Below are 19947 nucleotides of genomic sequence, written 5' to 3' on the forward strand. Positions count from 1 at the left end.
CGGGATCGCACAGAGAGCCGTTTTCATGCTGTCCCTGAAGCGATGAAAAGCCAAACCCTCAAGGCTTGGCTTTTCATCGCTTTTTTACTTTACGGAATAATAACCGGGAAGGTTGGCTTCATAAGCGGCAATGCTTTTTTCCGACTGCAGGGTGATGCCGATGTCGTCCAATCCGTTCAGCAGGCAGTAACGCCGGTATTCATCCACTTCAAACTCATAGCTGAGTCCCTCATCATCATAAACGCGCTTTTGCTCCAGATCGACCGTGAGGCGATAGCCTTCTTGCCCTGAGGCTTTCCGGAACAGGGTGTCCACTTGCTCTTCGTTCAAGGCGACGGGCAGCATTCCGTTTTTAAAGCAGTTGTTGTAGAAAATATCGGCAAAGGAGGGGGCGATAATGATGCGGAAACCGTAATCCATCAGCGCCCAGGGAGCGTGTTCCCGCGAAGAGCCGCAACCGAAGTTGTTTCGGGCCAGCAGAATGGAAGCCCCTTGATATTTCGGGAAATTCAGGACAAAGTTGGGGTCCGGATTTCCCTGCTCATCAAATCGCCAGTCGTAGAACAAAAATTGTCCGAATCCGGAGCGTTCGATCCGTTTCAAGAACTGCTTGGGAATTATGGCATCTGTATCGACATTGGCCCGGTCTAACGGACAGACAAGACCTTGATGCTGTTTAAGTGGTTGCATGTACTTTTCCCCCTTCTCCGAGATATTCCCATTCGCGGATATCGACGAAATGGCCTTTAATGGCAGCGGCGGCGGCCATGGCCGGAGATACGAGATGGGTTCTTCCCCCGCGTCCCTGCCGTCCTTCAAAGTTGCGGTTGGAAGTGGAGGCGCAACGTTCTCCCGGCTGCAGGATATCCGGATTCATGGCCAGGCACATGCTGCAACCGGATTCGCGCCACTCGAAACCCGCTTCCTTAAAGATCCGGTCCAGGCCTTCCTCCTCCGCCTGGCGCTTCACTTGCTGGGAGCCGGGCACAACCATGGCGTGAACACGGGGAGAAACCTTGTATCCCTCTACCACCTTGGCGGCAGCGCGGAGATCCTCGATGCGGGAGTTGGTACATGAACCGATGAAGACGCGGTCAATCTGAATCTCTTTGATCGGGGTGCCCGGTGTAAGTCCCATGTATTCGAGAGCGAGGCGGGCCGATTTGCGTTCGGTTTCGGTCGGGAAGGACTCGGGATCGGGAACCACCTGCGTAATATCGGTACCCATGCCCGGGCTGGTTCCCCAGGTGACCTGCGGAGCGATCTTGGAAGCATCAATTTCTACGCGGTGGTCATATATCGCTCCCTCATCTGTCCGCAGCTCTTTCCATTCAGCCACCGCACGTTCAAAGGCTTCCCCTTGAGGGGCATACGGGCGTCCCTTTAAATAATTGAAGGTGGTTTCATCGGGAGCGATCATCCCGGCGCGGGCTCCCGCTTCGATCGACATGTTGCAGACCGTCATCCGCTCCTCCATCGACATGTTGCGAATCGCTTCGCCCGTGTATTCGATCACATACCCGGTTGCCCCGTCGGTGCCGATTTTGGCGATCACGGCGAGAATGGCGTCTTTTGCGGTCACGCCCGGCGGCAATGAGCCTTTGAAATGGATTTCCATCGTTTTCGGCTTTTTCTGTTGCAGGCATTGGGTGGCGAGGACATGTTCCACTTCACTGGTGCCGATTCCAAAGGCGAGGCAGCCAAACGCACCGTGAGTGGATGTGTGGCTGTCACCACAGACAATCGTTTTTCCGGGGAGAGTCAGTCCCAGTTCAGGGCCGATCACATGGACAATCCCCTGCTGTGTGTGGTTGAGATCGTATAGTTGGATGCCGAACTCCTCACAGTTCTTGGCCAGGGTTTCCATTTGTTTTTTGGCGATGGGGTCGGCGATGGGCAGATTTCGGTCGGTGGTGGGAACATTATGGTCCATCGTGGCAACGGTTAAATCCGGTCGGCGGACCCGGCGGCCGGCCAGGCGCAGCCCTTCGAATGCTTGCGGGGAAGTCACTTCGTGGACCAGGTGGAGATCGATGTAAAGGATGGCGGGTTTTCCTTCTTGCTGTTCAATGACATGGCGATCCCAAATCTTTTCAAACATCGTCCGTGGTTTCATGTAAGCTCACCTCAACTGGGCTAGAGTCTCGACTATCTAAAAAATATATTGCTCAATATTGTAACAAAATTGAGAGGAGATTCAATAGTTAATTTTTAAATTCAAGGAAAAACAAACAAAACACTTGAATTAGAGGGAGTTTAGATGAAAATCATTATTTTTCACCTGATTTCAGATGCTACAATAGAAGAGTCCACGAAACGGAGTGGAGGGAAGATCCATGCAACATACAAGAAGCCCATTTCGACCGATTCCTGACATCTGCAAGGAGGTGCAGGAAGAAACACGCAAACATATGAATCAGCTGACAAAACCGACAGGCAGCTTGGGTTGCCTGGAAGAATTGGTGATCCGGTTGGCGGGGATCACAGGAGAGAAAATTCCCGATGTCAGCCGAAAAGCGGTCGTTGTCATGTGCGGGGACCACGGTGTCGCCAGAGAAGGAGTGAGCGCCTATCCCCAGGAAGTGACCGGGTTGATGATCCATAATTTTGTCCGGGGCGGAGCAGCGGTCAATGTCCTGGCCCGGCAGGCTAACGCGGAGGTGCACGTCGTCGATGTCGGGAGTCTGCTTGCCGAAGTCCCGGAAGGAGTGATCAACCGCAAAGTCCGGTTGGGAACGGACAATTTTGCAGAGAGACCGGCCATGTCGGAGGAAGAAGCGACCGAAGCGATTCGGGCAGGGATTGAAATCGTTGGCCAGCTCAGACAAAAAGGCGTCCAGCTCCTGGCCGTAGGGGAAATGGGAATTGGCAATACAACTGCCGGAACAGCCATTGCCGCCGCTTTGACAGGGCAGCCGGCCGCCGCATTGACAGGAACGGGCACGGGGATTCGTCAAGAAGGATTGCAGCGGAAAATTCGCGTCATCGAACAAGCCCTGGAGAAACACCGGCTTTCGGCGGAACGCCCCTTGGATGTTCTTTCCAAAGTCGGGGGATTGGAAATTGCCGGGATGGTGGGGTGTTTCATCGGAGCCGCTCAAGAAAGGATTCCCGCCGTCATGGATGGATTGATTTCCACGGCGGCCGCTCTGATCGCTGTCAAATTGGACCCAAAAGTGTTACCGTATTTGTTTGCCTCTCATCTCTCGGTAGAGCCCGGACATCGCGTGTTGTTGGATGCACTGGGGCTCGAGCCTCTCCTTCATGCCCGGATGCGCCTGGGGGAAGCCAGCGGAGCCGCTTTATCTTTCCCGATTTTTGATGCTGCCGTTGCGATTGCCCGCGAAATGGCCACTTTTGCCGATTTGGGACTGCCGGACCCCGAATAAAACGGGACTGGACCGACCCGGTCATGAAGAAAGCCGCAAAAGCGGTTGGTGAAAAAAATGCTCCATTGTCCGGAAGCAACCATTCAACGATTGGTATACCAGAGAAAGCCGAAGACGATGGTTCCGATCAGCCACAACCACCACAGCTCGATAAACTGATTCAAAATCAGATAAGGAAGTGGAGGGAGCTGCTCCTCATCTTCTTTATATACGATCACCCAATATCCGTCGGCGGTTGCATGCACATCGTGGTTCCAACCGTCCGCAAACCTGCCGGTTATCCATTGATCCATTTGTTCTTCCATGCCGCGCGCGAAAAAACGGGCACGCGAGGAAATGCCGGCTTTGGGATCAAAGGCGAGATGCACGAAATAACCGGACTCGATTTCCTCGAGTTCCACGATCACATATCCTTTGGCAAAATGCTCATTCAACCAATCCTCTTTTTCCCTGACTTCATCTTTGGCGAAAAATTTGGACCGAAAGTGAATCTCGCTATTCATAGTTTCTCTCCTGACTAAGTGACGGAATGGTCATTATATTTTTACCCGTTAACTCCGTGGAGGATCGTTCAAACAGATCATCACTCACAGAGTGCCCGTTAGCTCCCGGAAATGTTCCGCTGTTGGATCCGATATTCCGGGATGCAGGAATTATTCTTTTTATATTATATCTTTGGAGAGAAAAAACCCCAGCTTCAGTTACGGGGATGAGCCTGAACATCGGACGAAGGAAGTTCATCCCTCCCGCAAGTCCGGCGATTCTTTTAAAAAATCCGTTTACACGTGGAAGGCGATGATTCCATGAAAAATTCCTGATGCCAAGGAGAAGGGCCGCACCGATCCCGTTGCAGCTTCGGTGCGGCTCTGTTTTGTCATGGCAGCGAAACGAGTTTTAAACCGTTGAGAATGAAGGATTTCACCCCGGGCTTGTTCTGGATCAGCCGGAACAGATGGTCTTTGGTTTGCTCCTTCATCGCGTGATTGTGAAAGAGCGGGAGACGTGAGCAGAGTTCCAGGATTTCTATTCGGAGCAACCAATCCTCCGGATACAGATCATCCAGCGTACGGACAATGGTGGGAAGAATGGTGGATGATTCTTTTCCGTTTCGAATATCTTGAACGGCCTGATACAGGTGGTCCAGGGTGGACATTGCAGGATAGGTTTGCTCCCGCTCCGTTTCTTCCGGGATCGCATCGGCATAAAACGACGCGGGATCTGCCGAACCGGCAAAGACGGACACGATTTTTCCTCCAGCGGCCAGATGGTAATCCCCCCATTCCGGCAAGAATAAGGCGTGATCGCGATAAGTCACCGTGCACGCTGTCAGGGTGAGCAGAATGAGCCGGTTTCCGCGGAAAATCCAGTCCTTCACGACTCCTTTGATGCGAATCCCGTTTTGAAAATGGAGTTCTACTTCACGTCCACGGTCCATATGATAAAGATGTAAATCTCTTGGTGTAAAATATTCGAGAGGTTTGGGAAGATCCTTCACATTGCCGATCGGCGAACCAAAGCCCCGAGAATGAGTGCTTTTTCCATGCCCGGGCAGTTCCTCTCCTTCATATGCCAGCGCCGTAGGTCCGAAAGTCTCCAGGTAAATGGCTTCTCCTTGTTCATTGTACAGAAGCAGGTTAAATATTCCGCTTACCTGAAGACCTGTGCTGTATTCGGCGGTGGCTATGTCCCCGGAACGAACCGCTTTGTTCAGACTCTCGGTTCCACCCACGCGAAAGGCCATCCGTTCGGAAAAGAGGCTGACGGCCTCGATCAGTTCATCAAAATCACGGCAAACAAATAAATGCGGTTGCGGCCGCGTGACATCGTAATCGGTTTGGATGCAGGTTTCCAGATCAAAGGGAATCTTCGCTGTTGCTTCAGAAAAACAAAGCTGCCGTTCCCTCATCGATGACAGCAAGCCGGCTCCGTAAATTTTTGGGTTTTCCGGATTGCCGATCAGACCGCACTCGGCCGTCCACCAGTAGAGACGCGAGATCTGCGCGGCTTCGGATATTCCTTTTGATTGGCTGATTGTTTGGGCAACCTCTGTTTTCGCCTCTGCTATTTCCCCGGCGCCGTTGACGGCTGACAGTAGACGGGGGACCGGGAAAAGCTCACGTTCTGCTGCATCTGAGAGCGCCTTGGCTCCGATTTGGGCTAATGTCCGAACATATCGGGCGTATTTTTCATCAAACAGCATGGGAGCCAGTCCGGCCGCTCCGTGGACCAGATCGTGAACGGGGGTGTACGGGATTCTCTCCAGCGTGCGAATACCGGTGGGGACGGGAAGGAAACCGTGCGCCAGCAAACCGAAAAAGGCTGACGCCGGAATCAAGCCCCGGACGGGAACAGCTTCCCAGCCGGCAGACTGCAAGCATTCATTCATTTCTCCCATCCTTGGGATCCGGTCGATCAAAATTCCCGATTTTTTTAAGCCGCTTTTATAAGTGTCATGGGCTCTGCCTTTAAGAAAGTGAAAGTTTTGTCTCATCACGTAACGCCAAACAGCTTGATCGACAGGGCTGTACTGCCCGTACTCCTGTTTTGTCACATAGCGGAGAAGATGCACAGGGATCTTTTTGTTCAGCGTTAGGGTTGGACGCATACTGTTCACTCCTTGTCTGCAAAAATAAAAAAACTTCCAGCCCCATAGGGACGGAAGTTCCGCGGTACCACCCTATTTGGCGAACGAAATCGTTCACCCTCTCATTTGGTTCCCATCATCCGTTGCAAGTGTAATTCGCTGTACGGTACACCCGGGTTTTCACCTGCCACCCGGTCTCTGCCTGCTGTGACGCCGCCAGCTACTGTTTCTTGCCGATGAGAAAATATTATTTTATTAAACGTACTGACTCTTTCATGCTTATATGCTTTTAAGTATTAAAGCGATTGTAAATGAGCCGAGCTGTTTTGTCAACCGAATCAAAGCAGGTAAAGAAAAACCGGATCGAAAATGACGATTAAAGAAAAACTGAAAGGGAAACAAGAAGGTAAAGACGTTTTCAGAAAAACATGGAAAATGGTTGCTAAGACGGATGGAAACACCCGCCTGTTCTGGAAACAATACGACGGAAAGGAAGGGAGATGCAATGAGAAAAAAACTCGTTCTCAGTTTCTTTGCGATCTGCACGATCTTTGTTCTCAGCGCGATGACCTATGCGGACACTGCCTATCCCTTACAATTGAACACCGGGCAGCCTACAGCCCACACAGACTGGATTTACTTCCCGGCAGGCAAAATGAAGATTCATATCGAAAACAAAGGATCCCGGCCGATTCATTTCTATGTTCTTGAATACTGTCCTTACTATGAATGTTCCGCTTTGAGGAGCGGAGAGGTGGAACCGGGCAAAACGCTGGACATTTCGGCCCCTCATCCGGCAGGGAAATATATGTTTAAAATGGACAATGACGAATTTCTTTCTTCAGAAGCATCCGGAACACTCAGCCAATGAATGCTTATGACAGTCACCCCCGGCATTCGGTTCGTCAGCTGATCCGAAGCCATTCCCGGTTTCTTACGAGGGGGCTGTGACTTGGTCGGCGGAATGGCAGGCACCATCACATCGGCTTTCCAAACCGATGATGATGGTGCTTTCATTTTCCGGTCCGGCGGGACGGAGCACACACGGTCCGTTTTCGCCTTCCGTTCAGCGTTGAATTTTTTATCGTGGGTGGGGTCCCGCCCTTCGCCTTTTAGATTGATCTTTTTTATTTGAATATTTTACTTTAGAATGTGTGAGAGAAGGGCTCCGGCCGGAACAGACACGGGAAGGGGATGAACATATGGCACAGCTGGAACGATTCGGGCACGGGGGAGATCTGATGACGGCAACAGAACTCTTCGGGGTGGCTGTTGAAGATTTGATTGATTTCAGTTCCAATATTTATCCCTTCGGGCCTCCTCCTGCGGTAGTGGAGAAGTTGAAAGAATTGCTGGCGGAACCGGGCTTGGCATCACTCACCCGTTATCCGGACCCGGATTCGCGAAAACTGAAACGGGCCATCGCTTCGTTTCATGGCATTGAGCCCTCCCGGGTTTTAACCGGAAATGGTGCGGCGGAACTCATCGATCTCTTGATCTCGGTGTTCAAACCCGGCCGGGCGGGAACCATAGAACCGGCTTTTGCCGAGTATGCCGGCAGCGCCCGGAAGCGGGGAATTCCTGTCGTTTCTTGCATCACCTCATGGGAAAACCGGTTTGTCCCGACACTGGATGAGGTGAAGTCCTTGATCGACGAGAGCGATCTTCTGATTGTGGGCACTCCCAATAACCCGACCGGACATTTGCTTTCGGTCCCCTTTTTGGAGGAGATGGCCGAATATGCCGCAAAAGCGGAAAAATGGCTGGTCATCGATGAGGCGTTTATCGACTTTGTTCCGGACGGGGAAAGAAGATCTTTTGTTCATCGGGTCGATTCGTTTCCAACCACCGTTGTTGTCCGCTCCATGACGAAATTTTATGCTTTGCCGGGATTGCGGTTGGGATATTTGGTCGCGTCAGAGCCGGTCATCAAAAAACTGAAGCAGATGCAAGTCCCGTGGAGTGTCAATGCGTTGGCGCAAGAAGCGGGCTGTGTGGTTCTGGACGAGAGCATCCGGAAAGATTTTGCACAGGAAGTGCTTCTGTGGTTGTCTGAAGAAAAAAAACGCTTGACGGCAGAGTTGAAAAAGATAAAAGAGCTCGAGGTATTCCCCGGAGAGGCCAACTACCTGCTTCTTCGATTTCGGGAGAGAGCCGGTCATTACTCCGCCGATTGGCTGCAGCATGAGTTGGGGAAAAAAGGGTTTTTGATTCGCGACTGCTCGATGTATCCCGGGCTGGATGAAAGGTATTTCCGAATTGCGGTCAAGACGAGCCGGGCCAACCGGGTACTGGTCCGCGCCATTGATGAACTGATTTCAAAAGAGGGATGAAATTTGGGGATTCGTTTGGTCACAGGAGGAGTCAGGTCGGGAAAGAGCCGATTTGCCGAATCGATCTGCACATCTCTGGGAAGGGAAGTCATCTACATAGCGACAGGGACAGCGGTGGACACCGAGATGGAAGAAAGGATCATCCGGCACCGCGAACAGCGCCCCGCCGCGTGGGGGCTTGTGGAGGAACCGTTCCGTTTGCCTGAGGCGGTGGCGAAGGTTCCCGGCCATGCCGTTCTGCTGATTGACAGTTTGACGGCTTGGGTTTCCAATCGGATGTGGAAGGCAAATGCAACGGAAGTTTGGACGAAGGAACAGAAGAAACGCTTTCTTTCCTTGATGAAAGATGACATGGGGCGCCTGCTTCAGGGATTACAGGAGCGCGAGGCCGTTCTTGTCACCGATGAAGCGGGCTGGGGCGGCGTCTCCATGAATGCTGTGGGACGGCTGTTTCAAGAAGCACTGGGGCAAGTGAATCAACAGGCGGCTGAGGCGGCACAGGAAGTTTGGCTGGTTGTATCGGGAATTCCGTGGAGGATCAAAGGATGAACGCTTTCTTTCATGCGGTTGCTTTTTTGACGCGTATTCCTGTCCCGCTGAGCACCAATCGGGAGGATTGGGAGAAGAGCCCCATGTGGTATCCGCTGGCCGGCCTGTTGCTTGGGATTGCCATCGTACTGTTTGATACGCTGATCGCCCGGTGGTTTCCACTGCCTGTGAGGGCGGTGCTGGATGCGGCGTGTTGGGCGTATCTCACGGGAGGCCTTCATCTGGACGGGTGGATGGACACCGCTGACGGGTTGGGCTCTTACAGGGAACGTGAGCGTACGCTGGAGATTATGAAGGACAGCCGCGTCGGCGCGATGGGTGTGCTGGCAGGCGTCTTTGCCGTTTTGCTTAAGGTGGGTTCACTGATTTCCCTTCCCGCTGTCTGCCCTTTGTTTGTCCCGGTTGTGACGGCAACGGTATTGGGGCGAACGGCCGTGGTCTGGGTGATGTTTGTTTTTCCCTATATTCAAGCAAACGGAACCGGGAAAGGGATGAAAGAACAATTAACTCTCCGCCGCCTGCTGTTTGCTTTTATCTGCGCCATCGTTCCCGTCATGTTCTTAAGCGGCTGGCTGGGGCTGGTGCTGTTTGCCCTTGCCCTCGGAGTTGGCTGGCTGGCTGGATGGCGGGTGACCCGAAGGCTGGGAGGGTGCACCGGGGATATTTACGGTGCCGTGATTGAGGGAACGGAAATCGTTATTCTGCTCGTGATGCTGATCCCGGGGGTGAACGAACTTGCAGCTGATTTGGCTCCGGCATGGTGAAACGGACGAAAATGCCTCCGGGCGTTACCTCGGACACCGGGATGTCCCGCTGAATCAAAAGGGATCTATACAAGCGGAGCGATTGGCGCTTCATCTAACCGCCTTTCCGGTCGACCGGGTTTATACGAGTGATCTGTTGCGTGCCAGACAGACCGCTCGGGTGTTTCTGAGACGCTTTCCCCACCTTCCCTGCCTGGAGAGTGAGAACTTGCGGGAATTGTCTTTTGGCGATTGGGAGGGTTGTACGTATCACGAGATTTCGGCGAAGAACCCGGAGCATGTCAGGCAGTGGTTGTCCAATCCGTTTCAAGTGGCTCCGCCTGCGGGTGAAAGTTTGCGGGAGATGGACAAGCGTTTAAGCAGGTGGCTCAAGCAAGTGGAAGAACGGCATGCAGGGGAGCGGATTGCCGTATTTACACATGGCGGACCGATCCGCTGGTTTCTGGCGAAACTGGTTTACCGGGACTGGGCTGCTTTCTGGAAACCATCCGTTCCCCATGGAAGCGGACAGTTGGTGAAGAAACAGGGGGATACCTGGAAGATCGTTTCGACTTTTTAGATTTGAAGGAAAACGGACAAAACGAGAGGGTGTACGTATGAATTCATTTGACAAACCGGATGTGGAACAATTTTTTCGAACGTTTTCCATTCAGCGTTTCGCGGTAAGCCCTGATGAGAAACAATTGGTGTTCAGCACCAACTTAGCCGGCAAATATGACCTGTGGGCGATCGACTTGCCCGTTCTGTTTCCTTACCCGCTCACGTTCAACGGGCAGAATTGCCACCATCTGCTCTTCGACAAACAGGGGCGATTTCTACTCGCTTCCTTTGACCGTGACGGAGACGAAAATGCACAGATTTATGCCCTGCCACCGTCCGGAGGGCCCATGAAGCCGGTCAGGCTGGCGGAAAAGAAACAAAATCATCCGGTGCATCTGTCCGGGGACGGAAAGAGGCTCTACTATTATTCCAATAAGGAAAACGGGACTTTTATCAATTCGTATTGCTACCATATCGATGAAAACCGGGAAGAACTGATTCTGGAAGGAAAAGAGGCCCCCACTTACTTGGGAAAAGTGAGCGAAGACGAACAGACACTGGTTTATTACAAGTTCTTCGCCAACACATACATATTGGCGTATGTGAAGAGGAAAGAAGGGAAACCGGTTTGCCTTACTTCGGAACAAGCGGCACAGCACACGGTTTCCGATGTGGAGTTTTATGATGATGACCGGTTGTTGGTGGTCACCAATTACGGTGCAGACTTTTCTTATCTCGCTGAGTTCGATCTGAACACCAACAGGCTGACGGAAATGTTGACACTAAAAAATGAGGAGATTAAAAAGATCAAATTGAACCGGAAGGATTCGGAGCTGTATCTGGTTACTTGCAAAGGAGTGGAGGACTTTCTCTATCGTTTGGATCTCCAAACGCGGGAGTTGACCCGAATGGAGGTGCCGGCCAGCGTGATCGGGCAGATCGCCGTTTCGGACGCGGGGAACCTGTATCTCCTGGGCAACCGGGCGACCCGTCCCTGGAATATTTACCGGCTGAAAAAAGGCAGCACGAAATGGGAGACGTTAACCCGTTTTGGGGTGCCGGGAGTCCCGGAGGAAGATCTGATCGAACCGGAGGTCCTCACTTATCCGTCTTATGACGGCACCCCGATTGAAGCACTCTTTTTCCGCGCCAAACCGGAGTCGTCCAACGGCCATGTCATCCTGTGGCCGCACGGGGGACCGCAGGCGGCAGAGCGCAAGAATTTTCGCGCGCTATTCCAGTTTTTGCTCCACCAGGGATACAGTATTTTTGCGCCCAATTTCCGCGGGTCGATCGGATATGGCATCCGTTTCAGCAAAAAAGTGGAAGGGGATTGGGGGCATGGCCCGCGTTTGGATAATATCGCCGGTCTCGACTGGCTCATTCGAAATGGATATGCCGACCGGAAGAAGATTTTTCTGATGGGAGGCAGTTACGGCGGCTATATGGCTTTGCTCCTGGCGGGACGTCATCCCGAATATTTTAAGGCCGTGGTCGATATTTTCGGTCCCAGCAATTTGTTTACTTTTATCAATTCCGTTCCGGAGCATTGGAAACCGGCCATGAAGCAATGGGTCGGTGATCCGGAAAAAGACCGCCAAAAGCTGATCGAAGACTCCCCGGACACATACCTGGACCACATGGTGAAACCGATGCTTGTCATCCAGGGAGCCAATGATCCGCGCGTGGTGAAAGCGGAATCGGACCGGATCGTGGAGAAATTGAAGAAAAAAGGCGTAGACGTCGAATATCTCGTTTTGGAGGACGAAGGACACGGTTTTTCCAAAAAAGAAAACGAGATATTGGTGTACCGAAAAGTGTTTCAGTTTTTCAACCGTTTTCTTTGAAAGGAGTCGAGCCATGCAACCAGTGTTTGGCCGGTCCGCCTGGCCCATTCACAGCCGGGTGACGGCGGAAATGATACAGATCCAGTCGGAACAGCCGTTGACCGTTTTAACCAGTGCCGTGGTGGGAGGAGGTCTGGCAACCGCGACGATGATTCTCAACCGGCACGTGGAATCATCGTACTGTCCCCCTGATCCGGAAGCGGAAATTCAAGACTGGCTGCAAGCCAAAGGGTTATCCCGCTGTCAGACAGTGGTGTTGTTAACGGCGGCTCATGTGGATGAGGGGGGATATCGCCGGGTGGAATCGGAGTATTTTCGCCTGGCCGTCTGGGCAACCGCCGGGGTAGGCAACGCTGCCCGGGCGGGGCTGGACGGTCCGGTTTACCTGCAGGAGATGCCCGGAACCATTAACCTCATCTTGCTCATCGACGGCAGGATGACGATTCCGGCGATGGTGAACAGCATCATCACAGCCACCGAGGCCAAAGCGGCCGCTCTTCAGGATTTGTGTGTGACTGATCCGCAGGGAAATATCGCCACAGGGACCAGTACGGATGCGATTGTCGTCGCATCAACCCAGGAGTGGGTGGGTTCCTATCTTCATTCTTATGCGGGGGTAGCCAGTCCGTTGGGCCGGTCGATCGGGCAAGCGGTATATCAGGCGGTACGGGAAGCGGTGGAGAATGAGAGAAGACGGAGACAGGGGGGAGAGTGATCATGGAATGGGTCGGGATTCTGCTGGCTGCCTACCTGCTGGATCGTCTGATCGGTGATCCCCGCTGGCTTCCTCATCCGGTTGTGGCCATGGGAAAATGCATCTCTCTCCTGGAAAAAGGAGCGCGTCGCCTGATGAGATCACGGGGATGGGAAAATGAATCTCATCACAGGCAAATCCGCCTTCTCGGTCTACTGTTCCCGGTGGTGATTGTCGGCGGGGTGTATCTGGCGGTTTTGTATATCGTACAGTGGGTTTCCGGCTGGAGTGTATGGGCAGGGCGGGTACTGGAAGTTTATTTGATCGCCACAACCATAGCGACCAAGGGCCTGGCGGAAGCGGCGGGTCACATCTATGAAGCGCTTCGGGCAAAGGATTTGGACCGCGCCCGATCTGCCCTATCGATGGTGGTGGGAAGGGATACGGAGAAGTTGGATGAACAGGAGATCGTGCGCGGCGGTGTGGAAACAGTTGCGGAGAATATCGTCGATGCGGTTACTTCTCCGCTTTTTTATGCCGCGCTGGGAGGAGCACCGCTCGCGATGGCTTACCGGGCCGTCAATACACTGGATTCCATGGTCGGATATCGCAATGAACAATATCTGCATCTCGGCTGGGCATCTGCCCGTCTGGATGATTGGGCCAACTGGGTTCCGGCACGGCTCACCATTTTTCCGATGTTGGCGGCACTGGCGCTGTTAAAACTTCATCCGCGGGAAGCTTGGGACGCGTACCGGCGGGATGCCCAGCGTCATCCCAGCCCCAACAGCGGCATTCCGGAAGCGATCATGGCCGGAGGTTTGCAAATTCAACTCGGGGGTATCAATACATATCAAGGGAAGATTTCCCCGCGGGCAACCATGGGGCGTCCCTTGGAAGTTAAAAAACCCGTTCATCTGTTGCAATCCATTCGCGTTCTTTACACTACGTCCTGGATTTATGTTGCTCTTCTTTCCGTTTGCGCGGGGATATTCCGCCTCATGCTGGAGGGATATTAACTCTTCACCCGGGCTGAAGCGCCTTCACCAAGCGGTTTCGCTAATTGCCTCCCCTGGCGATTCCGTTGACGCAGGGCGTGCCCAAAACCCCGGTGGTGTGTCATTGCCCGATCCCGTGCGGTTGGCGGCAACGATTTGAAAACCGTGAGCTTTCAGGCGGTTTTTTCTGTAAAATAGAAGAGAGGAAAGCAAAAAGAAGGAGTCTATGAGATGTCTCTCGTCCAGGGAAAAAGAAGAGAGCATGCATGAATTTGGGTCTGCTGAAGCCATGGCGGGATGGATGTGAGACGGATATCGGCCGGAAGAGATTAACGGTTTGGATTCGGGTACATGATATCTTTAGTAGTTGAAGGTCTGAAGAACCGGAGGAACTTGATGAATAGCGATGCGATTGAATCTCAGCTGAGACAGATTGATTTTCATTCCAATCCGCGAACTGAATTGGTTACCGTCAAATGGATTCCGCCAGTTTTTCGTGTGATCGGTCTGGGCACGGATGCGGTAGTGGTCCAGCATCCGGATCTGCCCGATCGTGTATTTAAGGTGTTTGCCAGTGATCGCCTTCATAAAAAGCAGGCGGAAGCGACGGTTTATAAACGTCTTGGTAATTCCCCCTATTTCGCCCGGTTGTTGGGGGAGGGGGAAAATTATCTCATGATCAGCTATGAACAAGGGCCGACACTTTACGAGTGCTTGGAACAAGGCATCGTCATTCCCGAACAGGTGATTCAGGATGTGGAAGCGGCGCGCGCTTACGCCAGAGCGCGCGGTTTGAACCCCAGGGATATCCATCTGAAGAATGTCCTGTTGCAGGACGGGAGAGCCAAGGTGATCGACGTTTCCGAGTACATGAAACCGGGCGATGACGGAAGATGGGATTATCTGGTTGAGGGATATCGGTCTTATTATGATCTGATCAAAGGAAAGAAAATCCCTGCCTGGTTGATGGAGCTGGTCAAAAAGAACTATTATATGCACGGGCCCGGGGAGATTTCAGTTGCGGAGTTCGCAAGACGGTTTCTTCAATTGATCGGACTTTCTAAACGTGATTGACTACCACAACCATGACAGAAAAACTCCCTTTCAACTTATCTGCATAAAGGGGCAAGGTTCAAAGCGGAAGCACACAGGCACTCCCGTTGATCGCCGCGGGATTCCGATTGGTTTGTTCGTCCGTCAACAACCCGCGTGCGAAGGGGAGTGTCCAACATCCTTCTCTCCAATGGTCCCCAGCCAAATGGCCCATCGACAGGCGGCGCAGCAAGATCGGTGTTTTGCTCCTTGCGTTCAGCGATGAAATGAACCGGGTCGCGATGCACCCATAAACGGATTGCTCCTGCCGTCGGGAGGGGGCTTCAGACGGCCGCTTCTCCTTCAATCACCTGGCAACATAAATATACAAAATATTCATATAAATAAATACCCGGCAGTTACAACGTGCAGATTGAAAAGGGTATAATAGGGATACAGCTTGAATACAAAGACAAAGGAGATATTTCCATGTTTCAAAATCCAAGTGATCAGGAAAGAGCCAGATTGTTAAAAGATGCGAAAAACATCGCTGTGGTGGGTATGTCAGATAATCCGGAACGAACGAGTTATATGATTGCCGAAGCACTCCAACGTGCCGGTTATCGTATATTTCCCGTCAATCCCAATCTGAAGGAACCTGTTTTAGGTGAGAAGCCTTATGCATCACTCACCGAGATCACGGAACCGATCGATATTGTCAATGTTTTCCGCCGCAGTGAATTTGTCATGCCGGTAGCTGAAGAAGCGGTGAAGGCAGGAGCAAAAGCGATCTGGATGCAAGAAGGAGTTATCAATGAAGAAGCCGCCAGACTGGCAGAGGAGAACGGCCTGATCGTGGTGATGGACCGCTGCATCAAAGTGGATCACGCCATTTTGCTCGGAGCCGGCCGCTAAGGCAAGAAAAATGGACATAAGTCGATTGACAATCGTGGTACTTATGACATAATGAAAGAAACAAAATAGACGGAATAACTTGCTTCCGGTTTCGTTGCCAGTACTTTTCATGAGGTGATACCTATGCAAACCATCAAACTGTCTGAGCTGGTTTTGGCAGTGTCACCTGAGCTATATGATTTGTTGACTGAAGCGGAGCGAGACTCGGATATTCTCATTCAAGGGGATCTTGGTTCGTTAAGCGAAGAGGATATCAATATCATTATTGCGCAGACCATCGCTCATCACCAACACGAGCCTTATCATTAGATTTGAAGCCCAGCGGCTCTCATCCGCTGGGCTTGACTCTTATTCACTTCCTTTCATATTCAAATGAACGGATGATTTCCTTGGCGGCATCGGGGATGGGCTTGCTTTTTCCGGTAGGAATATCGATATAAACGACGGTCCCTCTCCCGATTGCACCAAGCAGATTTTCGGCAGGAAGTGTCAACGCATATTGGAATTCCAAGCTGCTGTTTCCGATCCGGCTGACGCGCACTCCGAGGCGTATTTCTTTGCCGAAGTGGATCTGATGGAGATACTGGCACTCCAAACTGGCGGTGACGATCGCCCCGTTGATTCCCCGATCAGGATTGAACAGAAGCCTTCTCAAATCCAATTCTTCAAAATAACTTAGTCTTCCGTGTTCAAAATAACTGAAATAGCTGACATTATTGATATGGCCCAACATGTCCGTATCCGAAAAGCGGACCTGGATGGGAGTATAGAAGCGGAATTTGCTTAACCAATCTTGCTTGTTCTCCGGTGGCCATGCTTGAGACAATGGTATCCCCCCTCTTTTGCCTGACCAGTCAGTAATATTGTTTAATATCATAACACAATCTGTTTCTTGATTTGACTTTTTCGTTTGAAAAGCACGGTTTTTCTTTTTTTGCTGCCGTCTTCTCATCTTGAACCAATCAAACCGCTGTTATGATATACTAAGATTGGAATTCACTTGTTTGTATGGGCGGGTCCAAGGGGGGACATGTTTTTATGCCGACTGAACAAACCAAGCAGCTCTGCGTGTTAACGAGAGAAAAGCTGCGCGAAGCAAAAGTGCAATTGGAGAAGTTTTTGAATTATCACAGTGTTCCGCAGCTGTTGGATGAACAGGCGGATGGCCGGGAACGGGAACAATACATCTGCGAATTTCTTGGAGATCTCAGACATTTGAGCGTAGCTTGCGAATTGGGCTATGAAAAAGTGAGCCTCGTTTTGCGGCGGTCCAAGTTTAACCATGATTTTGCGGAAAAAGTGCTGAGCGAAATCGTCCATTCCTGCATATATAACTTTTATTATCCCCGGAACGAAGTGTATGAAGAAGACGGGCGGTATTGCTATACCAAGCATGATGCCATCAAGTTCAGGCAGGAGCCGCCGGAAGCGCTTAGACAAATCACCCTTTCACTTTCCAAGATTTTTGAAACACTGCGCGATGAGCTGGAATACTATGAAACCGATTATATTACCCGGATTCGCATGCAAAAAAGCGGAACCAAATAAACTGGGCAGCCATCTTCACTTTCATCCACGCCGGACAACAACCCCGCGATCCCCGGTCTGACGAGGGTTGTTGTTTTTTGTTTGTTCGTGACATTTTTTGTCGAATCAGGTACACTTAAAAAGGATGGGCAACTGAACGGATACTCAGTGTAGAGAGGCTAAATGGGCAAAGGGGGAATGAAGATGGCAGGGCCAATCATTGAATCGCATTCACCTGTTGAAACATATGAAGGAAAGCGGTTTGTTCAGGGGAGTTATCGGCGGACTCGAGCCCGCATCGAACGGCTCATCAAGAAAAACCCGACAACCGATCATTATTTGGCGCTGGCACATCTGGAAGCCAGAAATCAATATTGGGACCGCGCGCTGGCAGCTGTTCAAGGCGCATTAGATCTTGACCCCATGCGAGCAGAAGCCCAGCTCATGCTGGCACAAGTGCTGGAAGCAAAAAATGAGCTGCAGCGTTCTCGCGAAGTCTATGAATCCCTCATCAACTGTCATCCTCATTTTAGCAAAGGATACCGGGAGTACGCGCGATATTTGATGACACATACCGATTTGCTTCACCTGGCGCAAAATTTATTGTTGCGCAGCTTGGAACTGGATCCCAGAGATGCTCTTTCACACACCATTCTTGCGGAAGTGTACCTGCTCCGGGGTCGGACGGGACAAGCTTTACTTCATCTCGAACTTGGCGCCCATTTTCAAGAGGGAGAACCCTTTTATCACCAGCGTACAGCCAATCTGTTCATCAGGATGGAACAATATGAAGAAGCAGTCAGGCAGTTAAAGATGGCTCTTCGCGTAGATCCTAAAAATAAAATCATCCGTTCACAATTTCGTCAAATTCTGAAGGAGACCAATACACCAAGATTCTTAACTCTTTGGAAACGGTGGGGAATTTAAAACGAAAGTATTGGGACCAGAAATTTAAAAAGTTTGAAAATAGTTCCTCGTGAAATATCGACAAAATTCGGGGAGCATGATACAATGTATGCTGTAAGTAAGGTTGACCTTCTTGCTTACGCTACCACGCTTCTTTTAACTCCTTAATCTTGACCCTCTTTCATGTGACCAGGGCGCACCTGGTCTTTTTTTTATACCCCGGGATCGAGTATGCTAGATAAATAGGAGCCGTATGGTCGAGATGGAGGAGGGAAAGGCCGGACATGAAATCGTCATATCATCCGCTTTATGTGGAATTCTTCAAATGTTATCATCGCGAAGAGTATTGGGAAGCCCATGAAGTGTTGGAAGAACTGTGGCAAACTCAAAGAGAGAACGACTTTTACCATGGATTGATTCAGATTGCGGCCATTATGCACCAGCTAAAAAGGGGGAAAGTACGGGGAGCGAGAAAGCTGGCCGATTCGGCGTTCCGTTACCTTACTCCCTTCGCTCCGTCGAAAGACGGTGTCGCTGTCGATGAAGTTCTCGCTTGGCTGAAAAAATGTTTGGAGCTTCTCCCGGAAGGGATAGAAAAGATGGACCCGGGTAAAGTGGAACAATTGGGCATCGGGACATGCCGCCTGCCTGCTTTATAAACTAATCTTCCATTATAGAGAATTCCCTGGCCGTTAACGCATCGAATGAAATATATGCCGCGGGATGCCGAACCTTAGAGATCGGAAGAAGGTTCGGCATTTTTGTTTGGAGGGCGGTTATCAAGAACGGGGGCAACGTTCTGTGATTTTTTATCTGTAAATAACATAATTGGCTACTTGGATGACTAAATAATTATATAAAAGCCATTTTGTGTTTTTATGATCCCGGTGTTTGGAAAGGGAGAGGAGGAATGGGGAAAATGAAAGGGCGACGATGGACGGAACAAGAAGATCGGCTGCTCAGAGAAAAGGTGCTGGAATCGATCAGCAATGGGGGGACGCAGCTGGAAGCTTTTGAAGAAGTGGGCAGAAAATTGGGGCGGACTTCTGGAGCTTGCGGTTTTCGTTGGAATGCCGTGTTGCGCAGGCAGGATCCTCTCGCTTACACGGAGGCGAAGAAGAAACGGGTTTACCGACAGATCCACAAAAAAAAGGGTTCGCAAATCGGGTCGTTTACACAAATTATTGATTCACTCAAACAAGCTGAAAAATCATGGAATGAATTACAGGAAGAAATCCGCCGGTTATCCGAACAACTCGCGGAAAAAAACAGAAGATACCAGCTACTTGTGCAGGAACATCAAAAGCTGAAGGAAGAAAAGAGCTCGTATGAATGGTATCAACGGGAAGTGAAGGAGCGTTATCAGGATCTCTTGCAGATCTTGAAAAGAGTGAGGGAAGAATCTTCCGTTCCGCTTTCAACGGAGATAAAGGATGAAAATGCAGCCGAGATACGTGCGGATACAGAGAGCAGCACTTCTTCATAAACTGTTCATATGAATGTTTCAGGGAGAAAGAGGTGCGTTTTTTGTCCCATGATCCTTCCGCCGAAGATACCAGGAAGCTGGAAGAACGGTTAGCCTGTTTGGAAGAGAAGCTTGAACTCATGCAGCAACAACTGAAGCAGCTGGTGATCGAAAACAAAAAACTCCGTCGGGATATGAAATTTTTTGAACTGATGTTGTTGGAAGAATACCACCTGTTGATCCAATTGCTCGGAAGGGATCAAGGTGATCTGAGCATTCATTCCATCCGTGATTCTCCTGCATCAAGACAATCACCAAACAGCGAGTAAAAGGAAAAACGAGCCTCACAAAATAAGGGCTCGTTTGTTTATGAATCCCTGAGATTTGGGCGATTGACCTTTCTC

At 51.0% G+C, this 19947-nt stretch carries 23 protein-coding genes; 17 read left to right on the forward strand and 6 right to left on the reverse strand.

The annotated features are described in order from the left end of the window. Window positions 1-84 precede the first annotated feature (84 nt). Together leuD and leuC are read right to left on the reverse strand one after the other, a co-directional pair. Window positions 85-690 carry a 3-isopropylmalate dehydratase small subunit gene (leuD, locus tag BMW55_RS00505; protein ID WP_089964413.1) on the reverse strand — a complete coding sequence of 202 codons (606 nt, stop codon included), beginning with the start codon at window positions 688-690 and terminating at the stop codon, window positions 85-87. Further along, complete coding sequence (gene leuC / locus BMW55_RS00510; RefSeq protein WP_089964414.1) at window positions 677-2116, reverse strand: 3-isopropylmalate dehydratase large subunit; 1440 nt, start codon at window positions 2114-2116, stop codon at window positions 677-679. Before leuC ends, leuD begins: the two co-directional genes overlap by 14 nt. A 220-nt stretch (window positions 2117-2336) precedes the next feature. Between leuC and cobT the strand changes: the two genes are divergently transcribed. Beyond that, complete coding sequence (gene cobT / locus BMW55_RS00515; RefSeq protein WP_089964415.1) at window positions 2337-3389, forward strand: nicotinate-nucleotide--dimethylbenzimidazole phosphoribosyltransferase; 1053 nt, start codon at window positions 2337-2339, stop codon at window positions 3387-3389. 83 nt (window positions 3390-3472) lie between these two features. On the opposite strand, the gene BMW55_RS00520 is transcribed toward cobT, so the two are convergent. Together BMW55_RS00520 and BMW55_RS00530 are read right to left on the reverse strand one after the other, a co-directional pair. Further along, window positions 3473-3892, reverse strand: a complete 420-nt coding sequence (locus BMW55_RS00520) for a hypothetical protein (RefSeq protein WP_089964416.1) — start codon at window positions 3890-3892, stop codon at window positions 3473-3475. 371 nt (window positions 3893-4263) lie between these two features. Next, on the reverse strand, window positions 4264-5994 hold the full coding sequence (locus BMW55_RS00530; RefSeq protein ID WP_089964418.1) for an aromatic amino acid hydroxylase: 1731 nt from the start codon (window positions 5992-5994) through the stop codon (window positions 4264-4266). Window positions 5995-6478: 484 nt separating this feature from the next. Between BMW55_RS00530 and BMW55_RS00535 the strand changes: the two genes are divergently transcribed. From BMW55_RS00535 to BMW55_RS00580, 9 genes are all read left to right on the forward strand, one after another. Beyond that, window positions 6479-6844 carry a hypothetical protein gene (locus BMW55_RS00535; protein WP_089964419.1) on the forward strand — a complete coding sequence of 122 codons (366 nt, stop codon included), beginning with the start codon at window positions 6479-6481 and terminating at the stop codon, window positions 6842-6844. A 331-nt stretch (window positions 6845-7175) separates the two neighbouring features. Continuing rightward, the gene (gene cobD / locus BMW55_RS00545) at window positions 7176-8306 is read left to right on the forward strand and encodes a threonine-phosphate decarboxylase CobD (protein WP_089964421.1); all 1131 of its coding nucleotides are present in this window, start codon (window positions 7176-7178) and stop codon (window positions 8304-8306) included. A gap of 3 nt (window positions 8307-8309) precedes the next feature. Further along, window positions 8310-8855, forward strand: coding sequence for a bifunctional adenosylcobinamide kinase/adenosylcobinamide-phosphate guanylyltransferase (gene cobU, locus BMW55_RS00550; protein ID WP_089964422.1), 546 nt, complete (start codon window positions 8310-8312; stop codon window positions 8853-8855). Then, a complete protein-coding gene (gene cobS, locus BMW55_RS00555) occupies window positions 8852-9619 on the forward strand; it encodes an adenosylcobinamide-GDP ribazoletransferase (protein ID WP_089964423.1) in 768 nt (255 codons plus the stop codon). Before cobU ends, cobS begins: the two co-directional genes overlap by 4 nt. Continuing rightward, window positions 9591-10178: a histidine phosphatase family protein gene (locus BMW55_RS00560; RefSeq protein ID WP_089964424.1), complete on the forward strand. Its 588-nt coding sequence runs from the start codon at window positions 9591-9593 to the stop codon at window positions 10176-10178. The genes cobS and BMW55_RS00560 overlap by 29 nt, the downstream gene beginning before the upstream one ends. 37 nt (window positions 10179-10215) lie before the next feature. Further along, on the forward strand, window positions 10216-12006 hold the full coding sequence (locus BMW55_RS00565; RefSeq protein ID WP_089964425.1) for a S9 family peptidase: 1791 nt from the start codon (window positions 10216-10218) through the stop codon (window positions 12004-12006). Between the two features lie 13 nt (window positions 12007-12019). After that, window positions 12020-12721, forward strand: a complete 702-nt coding sequence (locus tag BMW55_RS00570; RefSeq protein WP_089964426.1) for an adenosylcobinamide amidohydrolase — start codon at window positions 12020-12022, stop codon at window positions 12719-12721. A 2-nt stretch (window positions 12722-12723) separates the two neighbouring features. Then, window positions 12724-13719: an adenosylcobinamide-phosphate synthase CbiB gene (cbiB, locus tag BMW55_RS00575; protein WP_089964427.1), complete on the forward strand. Its 996-nt coding sequence runs from the start codon at window positions 12724-12726 to the stop codon at window positions 13717-13719. 375 nt (window positions 13720-14094) lie between these two features. Beyond that, window positions 14095-14772, forward strand: coding sequence for a hypothetical protein (locus BMW55_RS00580; RefSeq protein WP_089964428.1), 678 nt, complete (start codon window positions 14095-14097; stop codon window positions 14770-14772). Window positions 14773-14830: 58 nt separating this feature from the next. Here the strand turns inward: BMW55_RS00580 and BMW55_RS18930 are convergent, their stop codons facing one another. Beyond that, window positions 14831-15097 carry a hypothetical protein gene (locus tag BMW55_RS18930; protein WP_139179403.1) on the reverse strand — a complete coding sequence of 89 codons (267 nt, stop codon included), beginning with the start codon at window positions 15095-15097 and terminating at the stop codon, window positions 14831-14833. 122 nt (window positions 15098-15219) lie between these two features. On the opposite strand from BMW55_RS18930, the gene BMW55_RS00585 reads away from it, so the two are divergent. Both BMW55_RS00585 and BMW55_RS00590 read left to right on the forward strand, forming a co-directional pair. Continuing rightward, on the forward strand, window positions 15220-15645 hold the full coding sequence (locus BMW55_RS00585; RefSeq protein WP_089964429.1) for a CoA-binding protein: 426 nt from the start codon (window positions 15220-15222) through the stop codon (window positions 15643-15645). 123 nt (window positions 15646-15768) lie between these two features. Then, window positions 15769-15954 carry a hypothetical protein gene (locus BMW55_RS00590; protein ID WP_089964430.1) on the forward strand — a complete coding sequence of 62 codons (186 nt, stop codon included), beginning with the start codon at window positions 15769-15771 and terminating at the stop codon, window positions 15952-15954. Window positions 15955-15997: 43 nt separating this feature from the next. On the opposite strand, the gene BMW55_RS00595 is transcribed toward BMW55_RS00590, so the two are convergent. Continuing rightward, on the reverse strand, window positions 15998-16471 hold the full coding sequence (locus tag BMW55_RS00595; RefSeq protein ID WP_170839649.1) for an acyl-CoA thioesterase: 474 nt from the start codon (window positions 16469-16471) through the stop codon (window positions 15998-16000). Between the two features lie 212 nt (window positions 16472-16683). Here BMW55_RS00595 and BMW55_RS00600 point away from each other — a divergent pair, with 212 nt between their 5' ends. From BMW55_RS00600 to BMW55_RS00620, 5 genes are all read left to right on the forward strand, one after another. Further along, on the forward strand, window positions 16684-17193 hold the full coding sequence (locus BMW55_RS00600) for a DUF3907 family protein (protein ID WP_089964432.1): 510 nt from the start codon (window positions 16684-16686) through the stop codon (window positions 17191-17193). 183 nt (window positions 17194-17376) lie between these two features. Then, window positions 17377-18099 carry a tetratricopeptide repeat protein gene (locus tag BMW55_RS00605; RefSeq protein WP_170839650.1) on the forward strand — a complete coding sequence of 241 codons (723 nt, stop codon included), beginning with the start codon at window positions 17377-17379 and terminating at the stop codon, window positions 18097-18099. Window positions 18100-18362: 263 nt separating this feature from the next. Then, window positions 18363-18737, forward strand: coding sequence for a DUF309 domain-containing protein (locus BMW55_RS00610; protein WP_089964434.1), 375 nt, complete (start codon window positions 18363-18365; stop codon window positions 18735-18737). A 260-nt stretch (window positions 18738-18997) separates the two neighbouring features. Then, window positions 18998-19564 (forward strand): hypothetical protein, encoded by a 567-nt coding sequence (locus BMW55_RS00615; protein WP_089964435.1) that lies wholly within the window; start codon window positions 18998-19000, stop codon window positions 19562-19564. Window positions 19565-19596: 32 nt separating this feature from the next. Further along, on the forward strand, window positions 19597-19872 hold the full coding sequence (locus tag BMW55_RS00620) for a DUF5320 domain-containing protein (RefSeq protein ID WP_139179405.1): 276 nt from the start codon (window positions 19597-19599) through the stop codon (window positions 19870-19872). Window positions 19873-19947 lie beyond the last annotated feature (75 nt).

The sequence above is a fragment of the Lihuaxuella thermophila genome (assembly GCF_900110165.1).
GTDB classification, from domain to species: domain Bacteria; phylum Bacillota; class Bacilli; order Thermoactinomycetales; family Thermoactinomycetaceae; genus Lihuaxuella; species Lihuaxuella thermophila.